The organism is Vibrio halioticoli NBRC 102217 (genome assembly GCF_000496695.1).
Classification (GTDB): Bacteria; Pseudomonadota; Gammaproteobacteria; order Enterobacterales; family Vibrionaceae; genus Vibrio; species Vibrio halioticoli.
In genome coordinates this window covers 56,446-81,645 of record NZ_BAUJ01000004.1, presented here as the reverse complement: position 1 = coordinate 81,645, position 25,200 = coordinate 56,446, and the positions used below count along the sequence as shown (strand labels likewise).

Sequence of the window (25,200 nt, the reverse complement as noted above, 5' to 3'; positions counted from 1 at the left end):
TCCTCTCAAAATATTAACATCAGCACAAACCTCTAAAAACCGTTATGCCATAAACAAAAAACCCAACGCTGAACCAAAATGCCAAACGTTGGGATGTCACTCATAAATGCTTTACAGATTATTTACTACATAGCTTCTTTCTTTAATTCAACTTCCATATTTCTTTGCTCAACAGCCATTTCTCTTAAGATTTTCTTCTTTTCTGCGTCTACAAAACGCTTCAAGATTTGCTTCATAAGTGGCTGATAACCTATTCCATTAAGTTCTGCTAGATCTTTCAAGTCTTCAATTAAACTTTTCTGTAACCTAATTGAAATCATTTGCAAGCCTAACTTGTCATCAAGCTTTCCACCATCATTGCTTGACTTCCTTACAAACTCTTCGCTTCTACCAAGTTTGCCTGACTCCCATGCTTCTATTTCAGCTGTATCTTTCATCAAGCTCATAGTGGGACTCCTCATTTTATCTACCTTTTTAATTATATTATTAACTTTTAACTAGTATCTTTGTCTTCTTGATGAAGATGCCTTTAGGCGTACTTATTATAAATTTCTATCTCTTTTTCATTCGGAGCATATGCCGTCTTAAGTTCAATACGATCAGGAAACTCTATAAAAACGACTTTAAGTTTACGTGCATAATCTGTTTCTGCAATAAACCACTTTGTCGCTGGGTTTGTTTTATGTTGCTCGCGAGTATCTTCTAAGAAACCTTTTTCTCGATTCGAAAAACACTCTTCAACCTCAGAGAGACTAACGCCATGTTTTACCTTGAGCTTAGCTTTAATGCTCTGAGGAACTGTATCTTCTAAAGACAAATCTACCTCCGTTTTCGTTCAAGGCTTTGAATATATACAATAAGGCAAAGTATATACTTTGTATATACAAATATTCAAGTTTAATTAGCACGCAGGTACACATAACCATCTAATGCTGCGCCAACATATATAGCAATTTGATTATGACATAACACTAACAACATATAACATAACCGATTGATGCTGTGGGTATTTTTACCCGCAGCATTTTATACAATTACCCCTTGCGCAAGCCTGCTTGCATCTTCGGAGTATTGTTTTGACGAGGACTAGACGCTTTAGCCACAATCCAGCTCGATGCGCCCACAAGGCTTGCTACCGCCACATCCAAATTAATGCCTTCATCAGATTGTTGCGTCTCTTGCTCAGCGCTAATATCGATTGACTGTGCTGCACCGTTTATTGGCGCAAACTGCGCGTTCATAAATGGTTCAACAATCATCGCCTCAGAAACCGCGGCTTCTGTTGCCTCTGGTGTCTGTGTCGCTTCTTGCTCAGGCTCTGCAATAGCTTCCTCTTCAATTGCTTCTTCAGCAGGTGCTTGAGGTTGCGTTTCACTTGGCTGTGTCTGCGCTGTTGACGCTGTTGTAGAGCCGCCACCGGAACTGGTTGGTAAGAACATGGTGCCCATTTCGGCAAAGGCTAATTCCGCCTCTAGAGTGAATTGAGCCTCAACTTGCGCCTCTTCAGAAGCTCGCTCTTTCGCTATGTCGCTGTAAGCTGATTGAGAGTAAACCTCATCGGCATAACCGCTAAACAAGCCTGTTTGCAAGTGTCTGATTAAATCAAGCTGACCTTTCGCTAACGAGACAATTGATTCAGGTTTCGCCTCGCCGTCTAGCTCGACAAAGGTAAAGCGGCCATATTCACCGACCAATACATCATCACTTAAGTTAGCGTAGAAGAAGTCGCTGCCATTGTGCCCTTGCAAGTAATCTTGTCCATCACCTGCAATTAAGGTATCTGCGCCACCTTCAAATAGGTCAATGGCTTCAAAGACAATGGTGCCGTCTTCTTCTCGGGCAACTTTTGAACCGTCGCCACCTAAGATGTCATTACCTGCGCCGCCGTTTATCAGATCTGCGCCGTAGCCACCAAAGATGATATCTCTATCGCTACCGCCAAACAGGATATCATCGCCGCCAAGCTCTGAGTCACCCGTTGCAACTTCGATATAACGACCGCTAGAATCATTGCTGATATAACCGTCGTCACCAATGATGATGCTTTCGCCTGATGCGTTGCGGACTTCATCTTGCCCGACACCCGCGATAGCGTGGTCTTGGCCTGCGCCAAGGCTAATCACATCATCGCCACCGGTCATATTTTCAGTATCGCTACTGGTAATTAGTCTGCGTACGCCGTCAACAAAATCAACTTCACCGTTATCACCGACCACGATATCGTTATCATCACCGGTAGTAATGGTGTCATCAGCAAAGCCGCCAAGCACTAAGTTGACGCCATTACTGGCATCGATAGTGTCTTTACCGCCCAGTGCCAATGACGTGGTTTTGGCTTGTACTAAGACGCCTTGCTCATCAAAACTCACTTGCCCATTGTCACCAATAATGATGTCTACGCCGTTTGCTGTCGTAATGACATCAGAGCCATTACCTGCAATCACTAGATTATCGCCTTCACCTAATCTGACGTTGTCATTACCGCCTAGCTCATCGGTCGTACTACGAGCTGAGGTTAAAATCGCGTTGGCGTTGTAAGTAAGTACGCCGTTATCAGCGATAAGCTCGGTATTGCCAGACGCTGAAACAACAGAGTCATCACCTAAGCCTGCAATTACGCGGTCATCTCCTGAGCCTAGCGCAATCACATCGTTGCCTGCTGTGCTCTCATCTTGGTCAGTGCTTTGCATGTTGCGAATCACGCCATCGATAAGATCCAGCTGACCGTTGTCACCAAACACCACATCAGCGCCGCTACCTGTTTCTACCTCATCACTGCCAAAGCCTGCAATCACGATGTTATCGCCATTGCCTGCCATAATCGCATCATTGCCACCGAACTCTAGCGCGGTAGATTCAACGTTTAGCAAAGTGCCCACATCATCAAATGACATTACCCCGTTATCAGCAACAATGATATCCGCACCATTGCCTGTTATAACTTCATCATTGCCATGACCTGCAATGACTCGGTTATCACCCTCGCCCGCATTGATAAAGTCATCACCGCCCAGTTCTACAGCTGTAGATGTTGTGCGTAGCAATACACCTACATCATTGAAATTAAGCTCGCCGTTGTCACCGATAATGGTATCTGCGCCACTGCCTGTTAGCACTTCATCGTTGCCAACACCTGCAATCACGCGGTTGTCACCATCGCCAGCATTAATAAAGTCATCACCGCCTAGTTCTACAGCTGTCGATGTTGCGCTTAGTAATACACCTGCATTATTGAAGTTAAGCTCGCCGTTGTCACTGATAATGGTATCTGCACCAGTGCCTGTTATAACGTCATCGTTACCTAGACCTGCAATTACAACATTGTTGCCATTGCCTGCATCGATTGAGTCATCACCGCCTAGTTCTACAGCAGTCGATGTTGCGCTTAGTAATACACCTGCATCATTAAAGTTAAGCTCGCCGTTATCGCCGACAATGGTATCTGCGCCAGTGCCTGTTATAACGTCATCGTTACCTAGACCTGCAATTACAATATTGTTGCCATTACCTGCATCGATTGAATCATCACCGCCTTGCTCTACTGCCGTCGAGTTAGCCTGGATTAAAATGCCTAGGTCGTTAAAGCTCACCTCACCGTTATCCGCCACGATAATATTGTTACCTTCAGCGGTAGTGATGTCATCAGAACCTTGACCGGCAATAACTAGATTGTCACCAACGCCCAAGGTGATGGTGTCGTCCCCACCTATCGATTCCTCTGTGGATTTTGCATTCACTAAAATGCCAGCAGCGTTGTAGGTAAGAATGCCATTATCCGCCAGAACGTGGGTGTTTCCAGAATCTGATTCTACGCTGTCACTGTTGAAGCTCGTGATCATTTCGATGCCATTTGGCGTTTCCACATACTCTTCCAAGAAGCTATCAAGACCCGCAATGACTCTATCCGAGCCTGCGCCAACCGAAATGGTATCAGCGCCCGCAGTGCTGTTGTCAGTATCACTACTTTGCATGCTGCGAATCACGCCATCGATAAGCTGTACGCTGCCGTTATCACCGATAATGGCGTCATCGCCACTGCCTGTAGTAATGGTATCGTCACCAAAGCCTGCGATAACTAGGTTTTGTCCATCACCAAGTGTGATTGAATCATTGCCACCTAAAAGTGCGTCAGTAGAAATAACGCTTTGCAGTACGCCTTGACCGTTGTAGGTCAATGTGCCGTTGTCAGCAATTACATGGGTGTCATCCGAGGTCGAAGTGATGATGTCACTGCCTAAACCTGCCAATACGCTATCTGCGCCAGTGCCTAAATGAATTTCATCGTCACCGAAGGCATGCTCATCACCTTGTTCCGTTTTTAAGATAATGGCGCTATTTCTAAGATCGACTTCACCAAAGTCGCCTAGCACCCAATCATTACCTGCGCCTGCGTCAACATAATCGCTGCCTGCGCCGGCTAGGATAATGTCATCATCTTGACCGCCGTAAATCTCATCATCAGCGCCATGGTTAGTATCGGAGGTGCTCATTAAGCTCACCGAGCCTGCATCTATAAGCACACTACCCATGTCGCCTAAAATGATATCGCTGTCTACGCCAACAACTGCCGCGCCTTCAACACCATTTCCACCCGATAACGTATCTTGACCGTTACCGCCAAGAATAATGTCATTGCCTGCACTGCCTAGCACACTGTCATCGCCACCTAGCGTAAAGCCACTATTGCTTATACTCGTGACATCGCTCAAGGATGTGGAAAGAATACGGTTGATATCAGAGGATTGATTAATGACGCCTTTATCAGCAATCACGATATCATCACCAAAGCCGGCATCTATGCGGTCATTACCCACCGCTAGGCTATCGGAAGTATCAAGATTATCCATTTCCACATCGGCAAGATTTACCACACTAAGTATCTGCGTGCTCAAATCCAGTCTGGTGGTGATATCGATATTAAATCCAGCATCACCATAGATATGATCATCGCCGCCGAGTGCAAAGATCTGGTCATTGCCAGAACCGCCTGCAAGGTGGTCGCCAAATTCACTACCTGTGATGGTATCGTTGCCTTGACCGCCAAAGATAGTGACAGAGCCACCAGCGCCTGACGCATCCAAAATGTCGTTACCCGGATTGCTGAACTCGCGCGCCTTATCGGTTTTTTCATCGGATGTGGCATTGTAGGTAAAGCCGTTTTGCGTGGTATCACCCAATAAAATCAGCACGCCATCCGCATCACTACCCGTCACGCTGAGAGTATCGCTACCGCCACCGCCGTGGACTACGGTAATCACGTCCGCTGCTGTATCGGTAATCGTTAGGTTGTCATCGCCTTGACCTAATAGCAGTTCCACCACTTCAACATCGGCATACTCAATGCCTACGCCCATACCTAAACCGGTAAGGCTAGTATCAGAAAGGATACCGCTGTCATTTTCTAAACTGCCATCGTTAAAGATATTCAGTACATCCGTTTGCAGAACCTCGCTCACTTCAATGTTCTTAATTGGCAGTTCGCTGTCGGTTTCACTTGGTAGCATAATTGCCACACTAAGAGCGCGAGCTTTACCTTGCGGCACGCCCCCTTCGATAATCAATTTGCCTTGAATGCCGGTCAACGTATGCGGTTGCAATGGCGGGTTTTGTACTGGCTGTCCAGTTTGCTCTTGATAATCCTCATTTACCGATAAGGTAATGCTAATCGGCTGATCCCAATTGCTGGCATCAAAGCTCACCGTATTGTCATCGGCATTAAATCTAGGGTCTTCACTGCTAAACAGAGTTTGACCGTCGTTTAATAGATTGACCGTGACTGTAGCCGATGGCGCTTTACTCAATACTAAGCTGTACTCATCAGTTTCAGTTTGGCTGACTAAGGTTGAGCCATCAGTTTGCGTCACAATCACCGCGCCGCTGTCGTTATCTGTCACAAACAGCACTTGCTCAGTATCGTCTAATTGATTGTATTGCGAATCAGTCACGGTACTGGTTGTGGTGAGCTTAATGCTGCCTTGATACAGATTTTCTACCGCACTATCATCAATAGCACTGACGCTAAAGCTCTGTGTTTGTGACCAATTGCTATGGTCAAACACCAGCTCTGTATCGCTCAGTGATAGCTGAGAAAGCAGGTTGTCACCAAGTATCTCACTTAGAGAAACCGTTACCAATTCGCCCACTTCTGGCTCAGTGGCAAGGCGCACATCAAACACGGCGCTTGTGCCGCCTTCAGTGACTTGGTCGCTACCTTGTGGCATTAGGATGATATCGGCTTGGTCATTATCAAATACGTTCACCACCACGTTGGCAATATCAAGACGATCAAAGTCTGGATTATCACTGCTCACGCTATGGCTAATGACATATTCGCTCTCGCCTTCCATCGCGCTATCGTCGATGGCTTTCACATAAATAGTGGTGTTATCTTGCCAATTCACGCCGCTTTCATAAGTCACAACCAACGACTCATAGAAGTTAATGTTATCGGTTGATACCAATATGCTAGCTGCTTGACCATTGGTATTGTCTTTATCACTGCTAGAGGCGCGCGCCGCCGATACTGTCACGTAAGCGACAGTCGCTACATTTGGCTCAGCAATGCTCAAAGAGAGATCATAGCTATCGGTCAGGCTGTCTTCATCTACCGTCAACTGTTGCGAACTCACCGCAATAGCGCCGTTTTCTTCACTGGCTACATTGAGTGAAACGCCGTCAACAAAGATGCCGTTATAGGCGTCATCATCACTAAACACACTGTGGTTAATAAAGCTGCTACGACCTTCAACAGAGTAAGAGACAATTGGCTGAGTCACATCGCTGGCAACATTAAATACATCTGCGCCTAGACCGCCAATGATGGTGGTTTCTACATCCGCATTAGTGCTTAAAATATAGAAAGTATCATCACCTTCAAGACCATCAAGCTCGGCAAATTCCACCCCTTGATAACCAATATTTAAACCTGCGCCAAATATGCCATCTTCGGTGATCATAAAGTTGTCATCACCTTCTGTACCTAGCACCACGACCTTATCGCTACCTGCGCCGCCATCAATTTTCAGCGCCGCGTTAATGCTGTATTCGATAGTGTCAGCACCTTCTCCACCGAACAGTTCCACATCCACGCTGTTGTTGGTTAAACCGCTATCAGCAAGTAGGAAAGCACGTACCACAAAGCTGTCATCGCCCGCTTCACCGTACAACTTGGTGACCGCTTTGTTTGAGTACACCTTGATGCTGTCTTCACCATCGCCACCGTAAATGATCATCGGTAGGCTATTACCTCGGCTTAAGAAGCCTAGCGTCGTTTCGGTGGTCTCAATCTCATCGCCTGCGGCAACTGTGCCCAGTGAGGCTTGACGATCGCTACCAAATAGCTGACCGACTTGGAATGAATCGTTACCAGCACCGCCATCTAAGGTGACTATGGTTCCAGTATCGTCACTGTAGAAGTTGTCTGCGCCGTCTAGACCATTGATGATCAAGCGCGCATTGATATTGCCATCGTAGTTAATGCGCTCAACAGCATCACTGTAACCGCCATTGCCGTCATCATTTAGAGCGGCTACAAAGTTGGCGCGAATTAAGAAAATGTCATCGCTTGCCAAACCGTTTAAGGTCAGTACATCAGCGCCATCGTTTTGTGCGCCCGAATCTTGCACATCGATAACGTAATCTTTGTCGCTGCCACTGCGATTGATAATGTAGTGATCAGTACCGCCTTCACCATCAAGCACTAGCGCATCTTCACGAGTGTTCAGCTGATTGATGGTAATCTCATCATCGCCACTGCCAGTGTTAATGCGAGCGTCGCCAAGCAATGTTTGAGTATCCACTAATACAGAATCACTGCCTGCGCCCATGTTCACCACAATACTGGTAGCATCCAAACTGCCTTGAATAACTAAGCTATCTTGGTCATCACCAGCTGATAGATTAATGTCGCCACCTGAGGTCATTGCACCTTGAATATCTATGCTTGCGCCGACATTGGCATCTTGATCGCCGGTGTCGCCACTGTCTATCTGCACATTAATATCAAGGTCTGCTTGCAGGGTTGCACCTGATTGTAAGGTAAAGCCGTCACCTGAATTAATGTTGATGTTTTGCGAGGTTTGCAAGCTTACCCCTGAGACAATGGTAATGTCATCAAAGTCGGAGTTATCGGTAGAGGTTAGGTTGATATCCTGCTGGGCGGTCATGCTCTGCGTAACCGTCAGCGGGCTGCGAGTGATCATATTGATCTCCCCGCCTGCGCTAAAGCCGCTAGAGATACCTTCCACTACACCGCCGACATTCAGTGCACCGGTATTTTCAATATAGGTACTGCCTGTTGTAGATTGGCCTTGGATATTGCCCACTTGCGTCGCGAGTGCTTTGTCACTGCTACCAATATCTAATGAAGCAAACAGATAGGTTTTGCCAGAAATGACGTTATTACCACTGGCACTGTCGTTTAAGATGCGCCCAGCTGGTGCGGCAATAAAGGCAATCGCCGCAGCGCCCGTTTGAATGGTATTTAAGTACAAGTCACCGCGAGTTTCGGTAAGGTGCGTGTTATTGGCACTGGATACCGTTAGGTTTTCACCTTGGGTTGAACCCGAGTCCACTTCAATGTCGTTACCAATTTGCCCAACGGTATCAAAGCGAGAGGTCAGCGAGATACTCGCGCCAATAATATCAGCAATCTCGGAGGCATCGTCGGCTACCGCATCCAAAATAGCCAGATGTGCGGCAAGCTCTACATCGCCTTGCGCAGACTCAACATGGTCAACATCTAGGTTCTGGTCGGTTTCATTGATGCGAATATCGTTCTGCGCCGTCGCATTTAATACTCCGCCGGTTAGATTAATATCCAGCAGATTACCTAATGCGCCAATACTGCCTGCCTCTGCGGTCAGGGTAATGTCTTGCGCTCGAATATTCTCATACTCATGGTTAAAGCTATCTAAAATAGAGCCGTTTAACGCCTGCAGATCCACCTTGCCGCCACTTGAATAGATGGTGGCAATATTGAGGTCTGAGTTGATCTCAGTAATGTAGATATCTTGCTCGGCGCGAGCGGTCAAAGTGGCATCATTACCTAAATCGATATTGATGCGATTGCTGGCGCTACCAATGGCGCCTGAGCCTGCCTCAAGAATTAAGGTGCTGCTCGCAGAAATCGAAGCGGCTGTACCTGTGGTATCGGTCAGCGATTGTTTGGACTTGATGCGAACATTGTCACCAGAGACTGAGCCAATCGCCATAGATTGCTCAGAGCCTAAATACACATTGCCGCTCGCTGTGGCGCTAATCACGCCCGTGACCAACACATCAATGTCTTCACGCTGGTCAATCACAATCTTGTTCACATTGGCAATGCGGTAATCGCCCGCATCCAGTGCCACTACCGATGAGGCAATACTTGGGTCAACCTCTTCTAAATCTATCACCTGCTCAGCAATGCGATTTACTTGATAGATGTCAGAGCCAATCGAAACAAAGCTATCTTGCACTAAGCCAAGGCTTACCCAGCTTTCGTTTTGCGTATTAATTAAGGTGGTTAAATCTGGCGTACTACTGATTGCCGCCACATCCATGGTCACTGCAATTTCTACACTTAATGCATTTGAAGTCAGCGTCATAGTGCTTGCTGTGACCGAAGCAATCTCATAAAAACTGCCTTCATCGTTCGCATTGCCACTGTCACCTGCAATGCGGATTTGCATACCACTCACAAAACCATCAGCAATCCAACTGCCGCTAGTACGTACTAGCGAATCACCGCTATCGGCTTCAATCACATTTACTTCGACGTTTTGCGCGCGCTCTTCTAATAAGAAGTACACATCGTTTCGTTCAGCGGCGGCCAATTGCACTCGCTCATCGTCGGTGTAATCGCCATCAAGGTCGATTTCAACTGAGCCTACCGCAGTACCGATGTCGTCTTTAGTGACAATGGTAATATCGCCGGCTGCTGAAATGTTGGCATCTTCAATAGTGGCTTGAGTATTGGTGATCGGTTTTAGCAAACTGCCGCTGATCAGGTTGGTCAGTTCATCTTCCGTCCACACATGCACGCTGCCTGAAAGTTCAGCGCATTTCTCATCACTTAGCTGATACTCATATTCAGAATCGTACGCTTCACCGCCATAAGAGGCGTGCAGTGCATGATATTCTGCGGTGCGTTTATTGACTAAGGTTTGGATAGCATCATCAACGAAGGTTTGTAGTGCATCGCCCGTCAGACCGTCTTCGGTGCCAATTGCTTGATACACTTCGCGGTAATAAGCCTCTTCATCCACCGATAAGCTGACTTCTTCATCTGCGGTATAAGTGCCATCAAATTGGCCATTGCGGATGTTCCAGTAGGTGCTGTACTCCATCTCACGCGCGGTCACATAGGCATCAATCACATTATCAATTTTATCTTGCGCTGAGTCACTGCCTGCAATCAGCCCTAGGTTTTCCCATAGGCCAGTACTCAACTCTTCATAGGTGCGCTCATCTCTGGCAGTGGTGTTATTGGCATCCACCAAAGAGCCGTAAGAGACATTGATAGTGACATCACCTGCGCTACTGCTGATCTCTTTAGCAAGAAAATCGCCATCAAGTTCACTGAGGTAAATATCGTTAATAGCCAATACCGTAACGCTATCGTTGTTACCTTCACCACTGTCGACCACTAAGGCTTGGCTCGATGAACCGACATGTGCTTCGGAGCTGATAAAGATCGTCCCGCCGCGCACAATGCCGTTACTGCCAGACTCAGCTTCAATGCCACCGACAGCAGAAAGATAAACGTTGCCGCCAGTATCATTAGCCAGACCATAGGAGCCCGCAGAAGTGATATTGTTGACCACCAATGGGCCATCAGTTTCTACGATATTAATGCGCCCATCGTAAGTGCGCGCTGTAATGCCACCGTTACCGTCATTATTAAGGTTAGTGCGCAATGCGGTGCTCGCAGCATCAATACTGCCATCGACATTGGTTTGCGCTACGCCGCCAATATAAGACGCGGTGAGCTCAATATCTTTACTGCCGACCGAGCCAGTCGCTTGGGTGTAAATACCGGCATTGGTGGTAATTGTAGTGGTACCTTCCGTGTTACTAATCGCACCCTGCACTATCACATCACCGCCTTGATTGGACACGATATCGATAGAGCCTTGTTCTTTACCGGTAAAGGTAATCGCAACGCCGTAATCGGCTTTTATGGAGTGCGTTGATTCATCACGCACCTTACTTTCATTAACGAATTTGGCGTAATAGGTTTTCTTACCCCACCAAGTACTCTTAGTCCATTTACGCACTAAAGAGGTTTCTGACGTCAACTCAATATGGTTGGTATCAAAGGTGTAGTCTTCATCAGAATCACTCGGTACATATTCAAAATAAGCCCCTTCGCCACGCAGTGTTGGCGAACCTAATGGCTCTGGCTCACCATCAAATACCACGTCATCGGGATCTTTAGCAAAGGCATCAATGCCTAACCATGATGAGGTTGCCTCTGTGGTATAACGACGTTCAAATTGCTCTTGGCCCATAGTCCAAGAATAACGCCAGCCTGATTTCGGATCGTAAGTCATATCATCCGAACCTGTGCTAGCAACGCCATTGGTGGTGACAGTTACGCCATTTTCATCTTTGATGTAGGTGGTTTCTAATGGGTTATCTGATGTGCCTTTGGCTTTATCACGAATGATCAATGTGCCTTTTCCGCGTTGTGATGCATCCAGTCCAAGGATCTTCACATCAAGGTCGGTATTGTTCACCACATCGATATCAGCGTAGCCACCCAACAGTTCAATTTCAGAGTTGCTGTTGGTGTTTAAAATGTGCCCTTCAAGCTCAATGTAACCACCGCTAACACGCATGTCGCCCACCACAATTTGATCGTTAGTGGCGTCATAGAAAACCGAGAAATCTTCGCTCGCCACATCAAGGCGCACTAGACCGGTCGCTCCCTTCGCTTTTAGTGCATCAATGGTATCTTCCATCGCTTTATCAATGGTGAGATTAAAGCTCTCTTTACCACTTTGAATTTTGCCATTGATATTGATGTATTCAGCGGTAATTGAAATATTATCTGCATAAATACTAGGGCCTGTAATTGAGCGGCCAATAAGATCGGCGATATCCGCATCAGAGGCTTCATCAAGACCATTGTTGCCAATCTCAGCATTCCATTTGGCGTATTCAGCGCCATCCACAGAATACACCGAACCCGGTGGAAGGCTTATTACCGTAGAGCCCCCTGTCATCACAACTTGCTCTTTCACATCAATATCAGCGTAGATATTAATGTCACCTTTACCTAGTGCTGTTGAATCTTCACCACTTAAACTTTTCAGTTCAAGCTTGCCACTGCGGTTGGTGACTTCGCCGTTTAAGGTGATTGATGGCCATGTCAGTACCGCATTGTTATCTGGCAGGCTAAGCGCCAATTCGGCTTGCTCTTTAGCTAGATCCACATCGTTGATGATGCTAATAAGCGGCTCATCGTCTGTGCCGACATCTTGTCTTTCGCCATTGAGATACACCCCGCCATTTTCCTGCGGAATCGTGATGTCATTCACCACTAGCGAGGCAAGAGTGTGGTTGATAATTGAAACTGACGCATCGCCCGGTGATAACACAGTACCGGTATCGGCGTATTCTCCAGAGCGAATATCAATGCGTCCTGCTTCTGCATGAATGTCGTCAATGGTAATCACAGAAGTCGACAGCTCGATAGAGAAGTATTCACCGCTTGGCGTAACGTCCATCAAGCCTTTTGCTAGCAACTCTTGTTGTAGGCGGTCAATTTCGGATTTGTAGAAGGCTTCGATATCAGTATCAGTGGCTTCACCATCATTAAAGATAGAGAGCTGCTCTTCGGCATACTCAAGGTCTGTAAATAGGCTTGAGCTAAGTGCTTCAATTGAGGTTGAGAAGCTAATGCCATCGGTTTTGCTGACCTCATCAACGCTACCATCATCATTTAAACTGGTAAATTCAATAGATTGATTACGGCGAATACCCGTTTCTAACGTACCGGCATTACTGACCGTACCTGTAGTGCCAATAGTGACCTCACCGCCAAGGTCGGCAGTGCCACCAATGGCCGATGCCCAGTTGACGGTTTTGGTTTGCGCGTCCATATCGGCAAAGCCAAAACGCTCTGAGTGCAGGTTCATTTGACGAGCGGTTTTTACATGTGCGCCCGCAGCAATGGCAATGCTGTTAGCTTGCGATAAAGTGGCAAACGCGCCCGCATCATCAATTGGAATAACGCTATCGGAGAAGCTATCAATCAGCGCGTGAACTTTATAATCATCGCGATTGAAATCAGTATCAGTACCGGCTGAGATATTAACGTCACCATAAGAGGTAATGTCTGCGCCTAAATCAATCAATACTGTATTCACTGGGGTAAGGTTAACCGTAGCGTTGGTGACCGACACCGATACCGCGCCACTAGAGTCTGCCTCAACATTACCTACTGCCGTGCCTTGACCTCGGGCAGATAACTGCAAATCACCTTCAGTAACTAACACGGCGTTCTCGCCAATGCGCACTTTTGCCAGCAATTCATCATCACTGATTTTCAGGGTTGCGCCCGTACCGGCCAGAGCGCCAGTGGCGTTAAGAACCACTTTATCGGTAATGTCTAAATCATTTAACGCATTTAACGCAATGCCGTCATCATCGCCAGTGCCCCAAGCAGTAAGCTCAGCATCGTCACCCACATCAATGGTGGTTGCCATATCCAATACAGTGCGACTGTCTGCGCCAGCGGCGCTAGCAAGACCTACCGCGACGACATCGATTCGCCCACTTTGATTTTTCTGAGCACGGTTAATAGCATCCACATTAATGTCAGAGGCGGTAATCACTAGATTATCACTACTGCTTGCACCATCACCCAATACTACGGCGACATCGGCCGTAATATCATGGTCAATCTCAGCACCTGAGCCAGACAGTAAGCCACCAGATGCCACTACGACCTTGGCATCAAACTGCGCTATATGTTCAGCCTTGATGTCTAATACGCCAGTGCCTGAGTTTTCACCCAAGATAATCGATGACTCATCATCGACCGTTACCTTGGTATTGCTGGTTGATTTCGTCTCTGCGCCAACGCCTGCTCCGGCTAATACACCGCCGCTACCTGCTACCGCGAGCACATAGTTATTTTCAGTAGCATTCGCAATCGCGGTTAAATCACCGCCCTGATAATCGGTGGCCGACATGTTGATTAAGGTATCCACATCGGTTTCACTATCGGCAAATACCACTCCGGCAGAAATAAACCCAGCCGAGATGCCGTAGGCTTCCGATGTTTGTTTAGCATTGGCAAGGGCTTTCACTTCACCATCACCTGCCACCGTGATATCCGAATCTGTCATACCAACATTGATATCACCCGTGACTTCACTTTCAACAAAGACCCCAGCGCCAGAAAAACCTAGCCCTAGAGAAACCGAAGCTGCGACCCCTAGGGTATTCACATCATCGGTTGAACTTGCCGTGAGCGTGAAATCGCCACTGGCATCTAAATCAGAGTTGTCGATATCACTGTTTAGGTCGATATCTACAACATTAATTACGCGTGATGCGCCAATCGAGATGGCAAACCCGACAGGGACAAAAGCGCCAGCTATGGTTGCTGCTGCGGCTGTCGCGTCAATGTCTGACGTGCTTGAAGAGGTCACTGAAATATCAGCGGCATTCACTTGTGAGCTGTCTTTAATGTAGCTATCAACATCGGCATACATCTCATTTTCAACGCGCACTGCTGCGCCTGAAACTGCCGCGCCACCTGCGCCGCCAACCACAGCGGCACTGCCAGAGCCAACTCCTGAATTAATGGTCATATCCAGCGTAGAATCGATATTCATATCGCCAGTGGCATACACTTGGCTGTTATCGACATAGCTTTGCACCGTTATGCGATCGCTCTCTTTACCAATGTCATTGATGGCCACTGAGCCACCAAGAGAAACGCCGACACCGCCACCTGCGCCGCCTGCACCTGCGACCGACACTGCCGCAACGGTTGAGGTAATCTTAGAAGTGTTCTCCGCGGTAACGTCCACATCATCCACTGTGACATTAGATGCGCCAATAGTGCTATTTGCGATATACGCGCTGGTATCACCATAAATATAATTGGCCGTTTCAGCGCCTGCGCCACTAATGGCAATGCCACCACCCACGCCACCTGCGGCGGCAATGGAAGCAGCTACAGAGGTCGCGGTAATAGTATTGTCGGTAGTCGCAGTAACGCTAATATCGCCACTGCTTAACTCACCCACATCGGTAATGTAACTTGAGGTATTGGCATCAACGGTATTTTGCGCCAGTGCTACACCGACACTTAAAGAAACACCGCCGCCCGCACCAAAGGCAGCTGCCAATGATGCAGCTCCGGCTTCTGCGGTAATTGAAGTGGTATTATCCGCATCTAAGCTGACCGAGCCGGTATCTATAACCTTGCTAGAGGCTGAGCTATTGTCGATATAGGTTTCAACATCAGCGTAAATATCATTAACTGTGCTCACTCCAGCGCCTGCGCCAGATAAACCGCCACCTGCACCGCCTGAAATGGCCATACTGCCTGCGCCAACACCGGAAAATACCGTCATGTTACCGTCAGCATCTAGATTTAATGCACCTGTAGCGCTAATGCCGCTGTTTTTCACATACGAACGTACGCTCTGACGCGAGCTGCTATTACCAATATTATTGCTTGCAAGCGCCGCGCCAATCGCCACACCAATACCGCCACCAGCACCACCTGCGCCAGAAACCGCAACCGCGACTACCGTAGCATCAATATCAGAAGTATCTGAGGCGGTGATATCTACCTTACTGGCACTATCAATTTGTGAATTTTCGATATAAGACTGGGTTTCGCCAAAAATGCTGTTTACCGCTTCTGCGCCTGCGCCACTGATAGATACGCCACCACCCGCACCTGCGGCAAAGGAGGCTGTAGCCGCTACAGAAGTGGCGTCAATATCGTTAGTTGCATTAGAAGAGACTGAAATTGAGCCAGTGCTATCAACCGAACCCGCTCCTTTAATGTAGGCAGAGGTATCAACATCCACACTATTGTCAGCAATAGAGATACCGATGGTTAATGTACCGCCGCCACCAGCACCGCCCGCAATGCCTAATGAAGCGGAGCCGAGCTCTGCGGTAATGGTTGACTCACTGGTTGCACTAATGGCAATGCTTGCCGCGTCTATACTGGCGCTACTTGCACCTGAATTATCAATGTAACTGTCAATTTGGGCATAAACATCATTGGTTGCCACAACGCCTGAACCTGCACCAGCAAGACCGCCACCAGAGCCGCCAGCCACAGCCATACCACCTGCACCAACACCTGCTGTAATGGTCATTTCACCATTTGCAGTCACCGATAATGCGCCTGAGGCATCCACGCTTGAGTCGTGAATATAGGATGCAACAACCAGTTTATCGCCCGAGGTCCCTATTTCATTTTCAGAAACAGAAGCGCCAATGGATACGCCAACGCCACCACCAGAACCGCCGCCGCCAGACACGGACACAGACGCTACCGTTGCAGTGATATCCGAAACGTTCTCAGCATCAAGGGTTACCGCACCCGCACTTTCTACATCGGCTCCATCAAGGTAGGCCAGTGTCTCGCCATTAATGGAGTTAATAGAGTTTGCACCTGCGCCACTGACCGCAATGCCGCCACCCGCGCCAAAGGCAATGCCTAATGAGGCCGCCACTGACAATGTATCGATGGTATTATCCGTGCTAGCGTCTAAATCTAATGCACCCGTTGCCAAATCAACATCAGCACCTGCTACATACGCACGGGTATTATTGTCTATCTCGTTACGAGCCAATGCTACGCCAATCGTGATAGCCGCTGAGCCACCAGAGCTAAAGCCTGCCGCCACCGTTGCCGCCGCTGCCACAGAATCTATATCTGAGACGTTACTTGCGTTAACGGTCAGTGATGTACCTTTCAGGGTTTGATTGGCAGCAGAGCTGTTATCTACATACGCATCTACATTAGAATAAATGTTGTTAACCGCGCTAACACCCGTACCCGATGCTGCTACGCCAAAACCACTGCCACCTGCGGCAATCGCCATTGAGCCTGCACCAACGCCCGCATCAATGTCTAGATCGGCGGTAGAAGTCACCGAAATATTGCCTGTCGCATCAATATCTGAATCCAAAATATTGGCAATAACGCCCAAGCGATTGCCTGAGGTGCCAATATTATTTTCAGTTTCTGCGCCGCCTACAGAGACGCCTAAACCGCCATCGGTGCCGACCGCACCGGCAACCGATACCGCGGCAATTTCTGCATTAACTTTAGAAGTGTTGGTGGCCGTGACTGACAGGTCACCCGAGCTGCATACATCACTATTCGCAAGAGTCGCGCTAGTACCGCCCGTGATGGTATTCACCGCATTGGCCCCTGCGCCACTGGCGCTGATGGTGCCAGAGCCCCAACCTAGCGCAAACGATGCCGCTACTGAGGTTGCAGTAATGGTGGCATTAGTGGTCGCTAACACACTGACATTGCCTGCTCTATCATCGCTTGCACCAATATCAACATTATCAATTAAGGCAACCGTATTGTTTTCAATGTCATTTTCCGCCAGCGCAACCCCAATGCTTAGGCTGACCGCACCTGACGTTGCCGAGAAAGTGCCGGCAATAGAAGCGCCGACCACCGCACTAGTAATGGTGCTAGTGTCTTGCGCTGTTACTGAAATCGAATCAGCTATCACGCTATGATTCGCTTGGGTAGCCGTAATGCCTGACGTAGTATCAATTTTTACCGTATTATCGGTGGAGGCGCCCACGCCACTTAATGCGCCTGCCACGCCATCGTTTGAGTTCGCTAGCGCCACTGATGCTGCAACCACGACGGCGGTGATCTCTTGATTACTTTTGGCAAACGTATCGACCGTGCCACTTAGGTCGACACTAGAATCGGTAATAGTGGCGCTAATCGCATTCGCATTGCCGTTGTCACCACCAATGGAGTTTTCCGCTAATGCCACTCCGATACCGCCGGAGACCCCCGTACCTGTGGTAGCGCCAGCCCATGCAACAGAAGCAGAGACTACCGTGGCGCTAATGTCACCTGAGGCATCGGCGCTCACAAACAATCCGTTCTCTGCTACAGATGCATCATTTAACGTTGTAAATTGATCGATGGTGGTGCCATCAACCAGTGCAATCGTGTCGCCATACACTTCATTTTCTACCGAAGCACCACTGCTCGATAAGGTAATTGTTGTTTCACTGCCACTTTGTAAACCAATAGAAGGCGCAACTGCTACCGCGATAATATCGCTGTCGTTATGCGCTTTAACGTCCATTCTCGATGTGTCTAAATCTTCGCTTGGTAAAGTGATCAGGCTATCAACCACTTTAGAGCGAGTATTCATGCGCACTGTGTTGTAACTGACTGCGGCCGCAACCGATAAGCCCACTTTGGTATCAAAGTTTGGCGAGGTATCTTTGCTAACACCTGCGCCAATCGCTACCGACAAAATATCCGCTTCACTGTTGGCTTGGCTGCGCACTTTACCTGTTGCAACGTCCATATCAACGTTGCTAATTAGGGCGTCAATATCTGAATCAATGGTGTTTTCAGCGTAAGTCACCGCCACCGTGCCATTGCCCGCATAAGCCACGCCGAGTGCTACCGCGTACACTTCTGAGGTATCTTTTGCTTCAATATCTACTGCGAAATTATTGCTATCTTTTCCGTTAATTGAGGCTGAATCGACATCAATTAGGAAGGCATCGATATCGTTAATCACATTGTTCACTGACACATTACCGGTAATGGCAATGCTACTGCTGTTCGAGCCAGGAGGCGTATCGGCAACGCCCGATAGCGCCGCTGAAACCGAGGCACTGACCACAGTCGTGTTGTTGATAGCATCAATGGATAGATTATTTAAAGTAAGGCTGTTAACACCGGAAATGCCGGCATCAATATCTACATCGACATCATTGCGCAGGCCAATACCGGCTGCCGCCAAGGCAAACTTTTGCGCCTCTGAGCTTGAGTAAGCGATTGGGAAAGCAAACACACCCGCATTATCAGTCGCATCGAGAGTTAACGCCTCTGCATTTAAGCTGTTCAAGTTATAAATAGAAGCGGAAGTGGTGTGATCAACGATATTAAAAATGAACGCACCAGAGACTGAAATCCCGTATGCACTGTTATTGGTTTCTGGGGTATCACCGCCCGATGGCGCCACTTTACCTGTCGCCCACGCAGCGCTAATTGCCGAACCAATGATGAAACCATCACTACTGGCCGCCACTTTGACATCGCCGTTAACATCGATATCACCGCTGCGACTGCTAGCGTCTTGCGAGCCAATTTCCGCTTTGGTTACTTTAGTCACGATATTAACAATCGATGATGCGCCCACACCAATGGCGCCGCCCGAAGCACCGCCTCCGGCAATGGTAATAATGTCCACTCGGTTATCTGCGGTAACACTCAAGCGCTCAACACTGCCAACATTGGTGATGAGCGTGCCGACCATAAGATCAACGCCAGACTCAACTTGAGCGTACACATTGCTATCGACAATGTTATTAATAAACAAGCCTGACAGACCTAAGGTGCCTTTACCGTAGCCGGCTGAATAACCTAGGTTAATGGCAAACACATTACTATCTGCATCCACGCTGAGATCATCGGCGTACACCACAGCACCATCTTCAATAATCGCTTTACTGTTTAGGGTCACGTTGTTGATATAAACGCTGACACCAGCACCGTTTAGGGATTCAGACTGACCGGTTTTCTCGTAAATGGTTTTTAAAATGGGGATATTTGAGTTAGTCGCCGTCATCAACCCCACATAATCGACTTGTTGATTGATGGTATCTGATTTGATGGCGATATCACGATTGGACGCAGATAAGTCACCTAAAAATGCGTCCACTATCTGGTGATACGTATCCTCGGTCACTTCATCAAAGGTGTTTTCAAGGTCGGTTCTTTGGTTTATCTGCACCGTGCCCAAGACTTTCGCATTAGCATTTTGCGTCACATCTAAATAAGCAAAGTTAAGACCGATAGAGACTTTTGCCCCCGCCGCTTCTGACTTAACGGTGTTATCGATGAGATAAAGATCGGAATCACCACCTAGCAATTGACTCGGCAAGCTAGTGACCTTGTCACCCAATAGCTCCCACTTGCTGACATCACTAAAGTCGGTGCTCGCTAGACGTAAGGTTTGTTGTTCATCACCAATGTATTTGTACACTGCGCCTAAGTAACCGATATCCGGTTGCTGAGATTCGTTGGCTTGCTGCCAATCGTAATCTTTGTAATGAAAACCAACTAAGTCACCAGGGTTAACCGTGTAATCCGTATCGATATCACTTGGCTGAATGTAGTCAGGTTTTACGTATTTAAAGGTCGTATCTGGGCTGATAAGGCCGGTGAGATTTTCTGTTTTAGCATCTAGGGTAAATTTATCCAGCACATCTAAACTGGTGTTGCCTTGCACCAATGCATTGGCATTGTTATCCATATCGGCAATCATTACCGACACAGCGCCGCCAAACGGCACCTGACTGAACTCACTCTTAGTACCCGTTGAACCGGCAAGCTGTGAGGTTTGCGATACTGAGCTTGAGGTTGAAGACACACTGGTCAGCTGTCGGCTTTCCACGCTGGCATTTTGCGCCAGAGAGCCGCCTACTTGGATATCTGAGCTCTTATCGGCTAAACCAAGCAGCGCATTAGCATTGTTGGTATCATCGGCATAACCAAAGGCAATACCTAGGGTGAATTTTGTAGCTTTAAGACGATCACTTGGGGCAACACGCTTGGTGATAAATTCTGGCACTATGGTCTTAGCCAGTGCGTTAGCGGCTTTTTGTTTATATTTATCGGTAAAGTTATTCAGAATGCTTGGCACGCGATCTACAATCGCTTCAACCTCGGTGCCCCATACGCCATCCACTCGGCCTTGCTTTTGCTCAGCGCTAACCGTCAAATCACCCGCTACAATCACATTACCGGCTAGCGTGGCATTGGTATCACCGTGTTCAATATGCACAGCTACACTGGCGGCCAACTTACCTTTTGCACCCGCATCACTCAGCGCACCAACATAAGTGAAATCAGAGGTGTAAGCAGAAACCTCTAAATCCCCCTCGCCGATAATGGTGGCAGAATCAGAGACTAAAGTAGTGGAATCACTTTCTAATAAGCCAACCGCAATACTGGCGGCAAAGCCTTTAAACCCAAAGTAAGGTTCTGCAGCCACCTTCATGTAGTTTTCAACTTTTGAGGTGATTAATACATCACCTTCGGCAATCACGGTGCCGTTCATTTCTACGTTAGCGTCAGAGCGAATACTGCCGATCGCCACCGAGAACAAAATTGCTAACGGCTCAGACTTAACCCGAGCAATAGAGCGAGATTCTATGGTGACATTATCCCCTTTGATGATGGCATTTTCATCAATGGTAATGGTGGTATCGACCTCAGAGCGAGAGTAACCAACGAACAATGAAGAACCTTCTAACTCAGCTTTAAAGTCTTTAATGCTAAGCTCATCAGATTCTATGGTGTCGCCACCGTAGTTAACTGGGCTATCAGGGTTTGTTTCGGCAAAGGCGAGAATAGTAACGTCACGACCTTCAATGGTTGCTGCGCCAATGGTGACGCTGGCACTGACATTATCGTAGTTATAAAAACCGATGCCTTTGATTTCGTTTCTTGAGTCAGACGCTATGATGTTGATGTCGCCATTTTGACTTAGTGACAGGCCTTTCGCGGAAATATTAACCCCGTCTTCAACCTTAATATGGCGAGCATAAAAGCTGATATCCCCTGCGGTATCACTGCTATCATCAGTTTCAACATCAGCGCTGACCGTGATAGTGCCGCCTGCTTCAAATTTGATAGATTGACCGACTAAAAAGACATTTGAATCAATGTTTAAATCGCCACTGGATTCATTGACGAAAGAGAAGTTATCGCCAGTAATAGCGACAAAGCTAAAGTCGTTAACATCAAAGACATCGCTGCCACCATGAAAGACCACATCATTACTGGTTGCACTGTCTGATAAAGTCACGTTGACAATATCAAGTGCGGTACGCGCGCCCACATCAATGCGAAATTCATTAATGCCGCTACTGCCTTTTAACTCGGCGGTGGTTTGCGCTGCATCTAATGTCACGTCAATACTGGCACTGCTGGCATCCAATACAGTGGCGCCAGTGGTGGCAATCACTTCGGCATGCTCAATACTATCTAGGCTAACGCTTTTATCGGTTTGTGCGTCGCCCTTCCACAGCAAAGCATCATCTGCGACATCAACTTGGGTGTGAGTAGCGGTGCTAGAGGCAGAAACGCGATCATAACCGCCTAAACCTGTAACCGATAGATCGTCATCATCAATAACAAACCAATCCACCCCTTGCGAACCGACAAAGGTATCACTGCCGCCATTACCACGTTGTGTGCTCAGTTGCGCTGAGGCTATTAAACTTAGGCTAACCCCTGTCAGCATAGAGCCTGAAATTATATCTGGGTCTAAGCCTAATACCGTTAAAATTGAAGTGTCATCACCTGAGACATTTAACCCAGACAGACCCGATATCGACAGCGATGAACTTTGCTGATCAAACGAAGCAAACAGTGCCCCTGTTTCTCGGTCATCGGCGATGTTGATCATGGCGATCAACTCTTCAAGGGTTTGCGCGGATTGGGTGTCTATTTCTAGAACGGCGCTATCATCATCTAAAGTAAATAACAGCGAAAAATCACTAACATCACTCCAACCGGAGAGTAAGTTAATCTCTGTAGTTTCAGATAACCCCGAAAAGTCGGTAGCATCAAAGGTATCATCACCATCTGAGCCAATGAGTTCGGTGCTTTCAATGCCCAACAAATTGATGATGGCTAAGTCTGTGGTCAGAATATTGTTATCCAGATCAAAGCTATGCGCCGCGCCTGTATTGCTACTCATATCGGCAATCAGGGTATCTTCACCCTCGCCACCGATAATAATGTCGTTTGACTCACCAGAGACATAAATAAAGTCGTCACCACTGCCCGCATCAATCAGGTTGATCCCTTGTGCGCCAACAATGGTATCGCTGCCTTGCTGAGTGGAAATTTTACTGTTACCTGCAAATGCCGATAAATCGACATCATCCGCGCCCACGCTACCTTCAATATCCAAATAATCATTGGCATCAAAGCCCACTAAGGTATCCAAAACCTTAGTGCCCGTCTGAGAGACTGAAGTGACAACATTACCTGTCGAAGTAATAGATTCAATCATTGGCTGGCCCGAATAAAGGCCGGCAAATTCTATGCTAAAGCCGTCAGTTTCGGTGGTGACAATAAGTTGTCCGTAGGCCAAATCCAGTGCTTTTTCGATAGCGCGAGACACATCACGGGCGCGAGCATCCCAAGCAATTTCATCAGTGACTATGCTTTGTCCATCGACTTGCGTCGTAAAGGTGTAGCCAGAGCCGCTGGTGATGGTCGGCAATGAAATAGAAAGGATTTCGTTTTCGCCATGCGACAGATCCAACTCATAATCCACACCAGACACAGCTACGCTCGCGCGGCCATCAAAGGTTTCTTGCACGGTATCTACGCCCGCGCCTGCGGTAATGGTGTCTGCGCCGCCAAGACCAATTAAGGTATCGCCATAAGCTGAGGCATAAATGCTATCAGCAAGTTCTGTGCCTTCTAAAGTGATGTCGTAATCATTGGCAAGCCTTGCATCTAGGGTATAACCGCTAACATCATCGTCATTGGATAATGCCTTAACATAGATGTTATCAATGTCGGTCAAGGTGTCCGTTTCAGTGTCACCTATTTTAAGCGTGTCGCCATCGAACACTACATTGGCAGCGCGTACTGCAATCAGTTCGTTGCTACCTTCACCGCCGTCTATAACGTCACTACCTGCGCCGCCAATAAAGACATCGTTGCCGATGCCACCGATTAAGTAGTCATCACCCGCCCCGCCAAGCAAATGCACATCAAGCTCAGAGGCTGAAAAATCGAAATAGTTGTCACCACTACCACCCTCGGCGGAAAGCAGGGCTAAATCGAATAAGCGAATGCTTTGGTTTTCGGTCTCAGTAAAGGTGGCGCCGTCCCAACTGCCGCCTTGATAGATATAATCTACATCGGCATTGTCACTATCAAGCTGAGCCTGTAGATCGATGCCCGTACTACCAGTGTCTCTAAACAAAGCGGTATCATAACCGCCAAATCCATCGACACTATCGCCAAAGCCCACCACAAAAACGTTGTCGTTGGTATCTCCGACAAAACTATCGGCGTAATCAGAGCCAATAACCGTATTCATACCCGTTACGCTATCAAAACCGCTCACCAACTCATTTTCTAGGTCAACGCTGACGCCTTGGCTGTAAAGGCTGTAGTCTAAGTAATCACTGCCACTACCGCCGAGTTCATCAAAGCCTTTAAAGCTAATGCTCGTGGTGCTAGCAGAGTCTAAAATGCCGCCGACTTGGTCATCTAAGGTAGAAACAACCCCTTCGCCTTCGGCACCTATTTGCCAGTTGTAGCTGTTGTTTAAGGCGGCTAAAACATGGATAGAGTCATCACTTTGCGTCGCTTCAATGGCTTCGGTATTTAAAAACTCCACCGTGCCATTGTCACCAAGATTGCCCTCGTTATCGCCGTTAATTTGCCAGTTACTAGTGACGACCGTACTGCCTAACGCCACAGTATCAGTCCCTTCACCACCATCAAATTGGACAATAAAATTACTTTCACCCAGATCAAGGAAGGATTGATCTACGGTCAATGTATCGTCGCTAGCTGAACCGGTAATGGTGATAACGCTAGCCGCGCCAATACTGTCGAGCTTGCGCTCACCCAACACAGCGCCATTGTCTTTGTTATTGATAAGCTGGATATACTGCTCACTCGACGCATTCTCTACTACCTGCAAAGTAACGTCATTGGAGTCAGCGACTAAGGTTGCTAAAGGATCAGCAGATAAAAGCAATCTCGGCTCTAACTGCTCAATGGCAAAAGTATTATTTTGTGCAGGAGTTAACCCCCAGCGAGATGACTTAATGGCACGATTAATTCCATTCATCAAACTCGTTAAGCGAGGTTGTGAAATGGCCTTAATGCTTTGCTTTGATGATTGATTTGCGCCCATTTGTCTATCCATAACTTTAACCTTCCTTGAGCTCTGCCACCGCAGATAC

3 protein-coding genes are annotated in these 25,200 nt (G+C 47.6%); all 3 read right to left on the bottom strand.

Features of this window, described 5'->3' with window-relative positions:
- Nucleotides 1-125 precede the first annotated feature (125 nt).
- Nucleotides 126-446, bottom strand: coding sequence for a hypothetical protein (locus tag VHA01S_RS01940; protein ID WP_023402664.1), 321 nt, complete (start codon nucleotides 444-446; stop codon nucleotides 126-128).
- Nucleotides 447-529: 83 nt separating this feature from the next.
- Nucleotides 530-817, bottom strand: coding sequence for a BrnT family toxin (locus tag VHA01S_RS01935; RefSeq protein ID WP_023402663.1), 288 nt, complete (start codon nucleotides 815-817; stop codon nucleotides 530-532).
- 217 nt (nucleotides 818-1,034) lie between these two features.
- Nucleotides 1,035-25,163 carry an LEPR-XLL domain-containing protein gene (locus VHA01S_RS01930; protein WP_023402662.1) on the bottom strand — a complete coding sequence of 8,043 codons (24,129 nt, stop codon included), beginning with the start codon at nucleotides 25,161-25,163 and terminating at the stop codon, nucleotides 1,035-1,037.
- Between the last annotated feature and the right edge of the window lie 37 nt (nucleotides 25,164-25,200).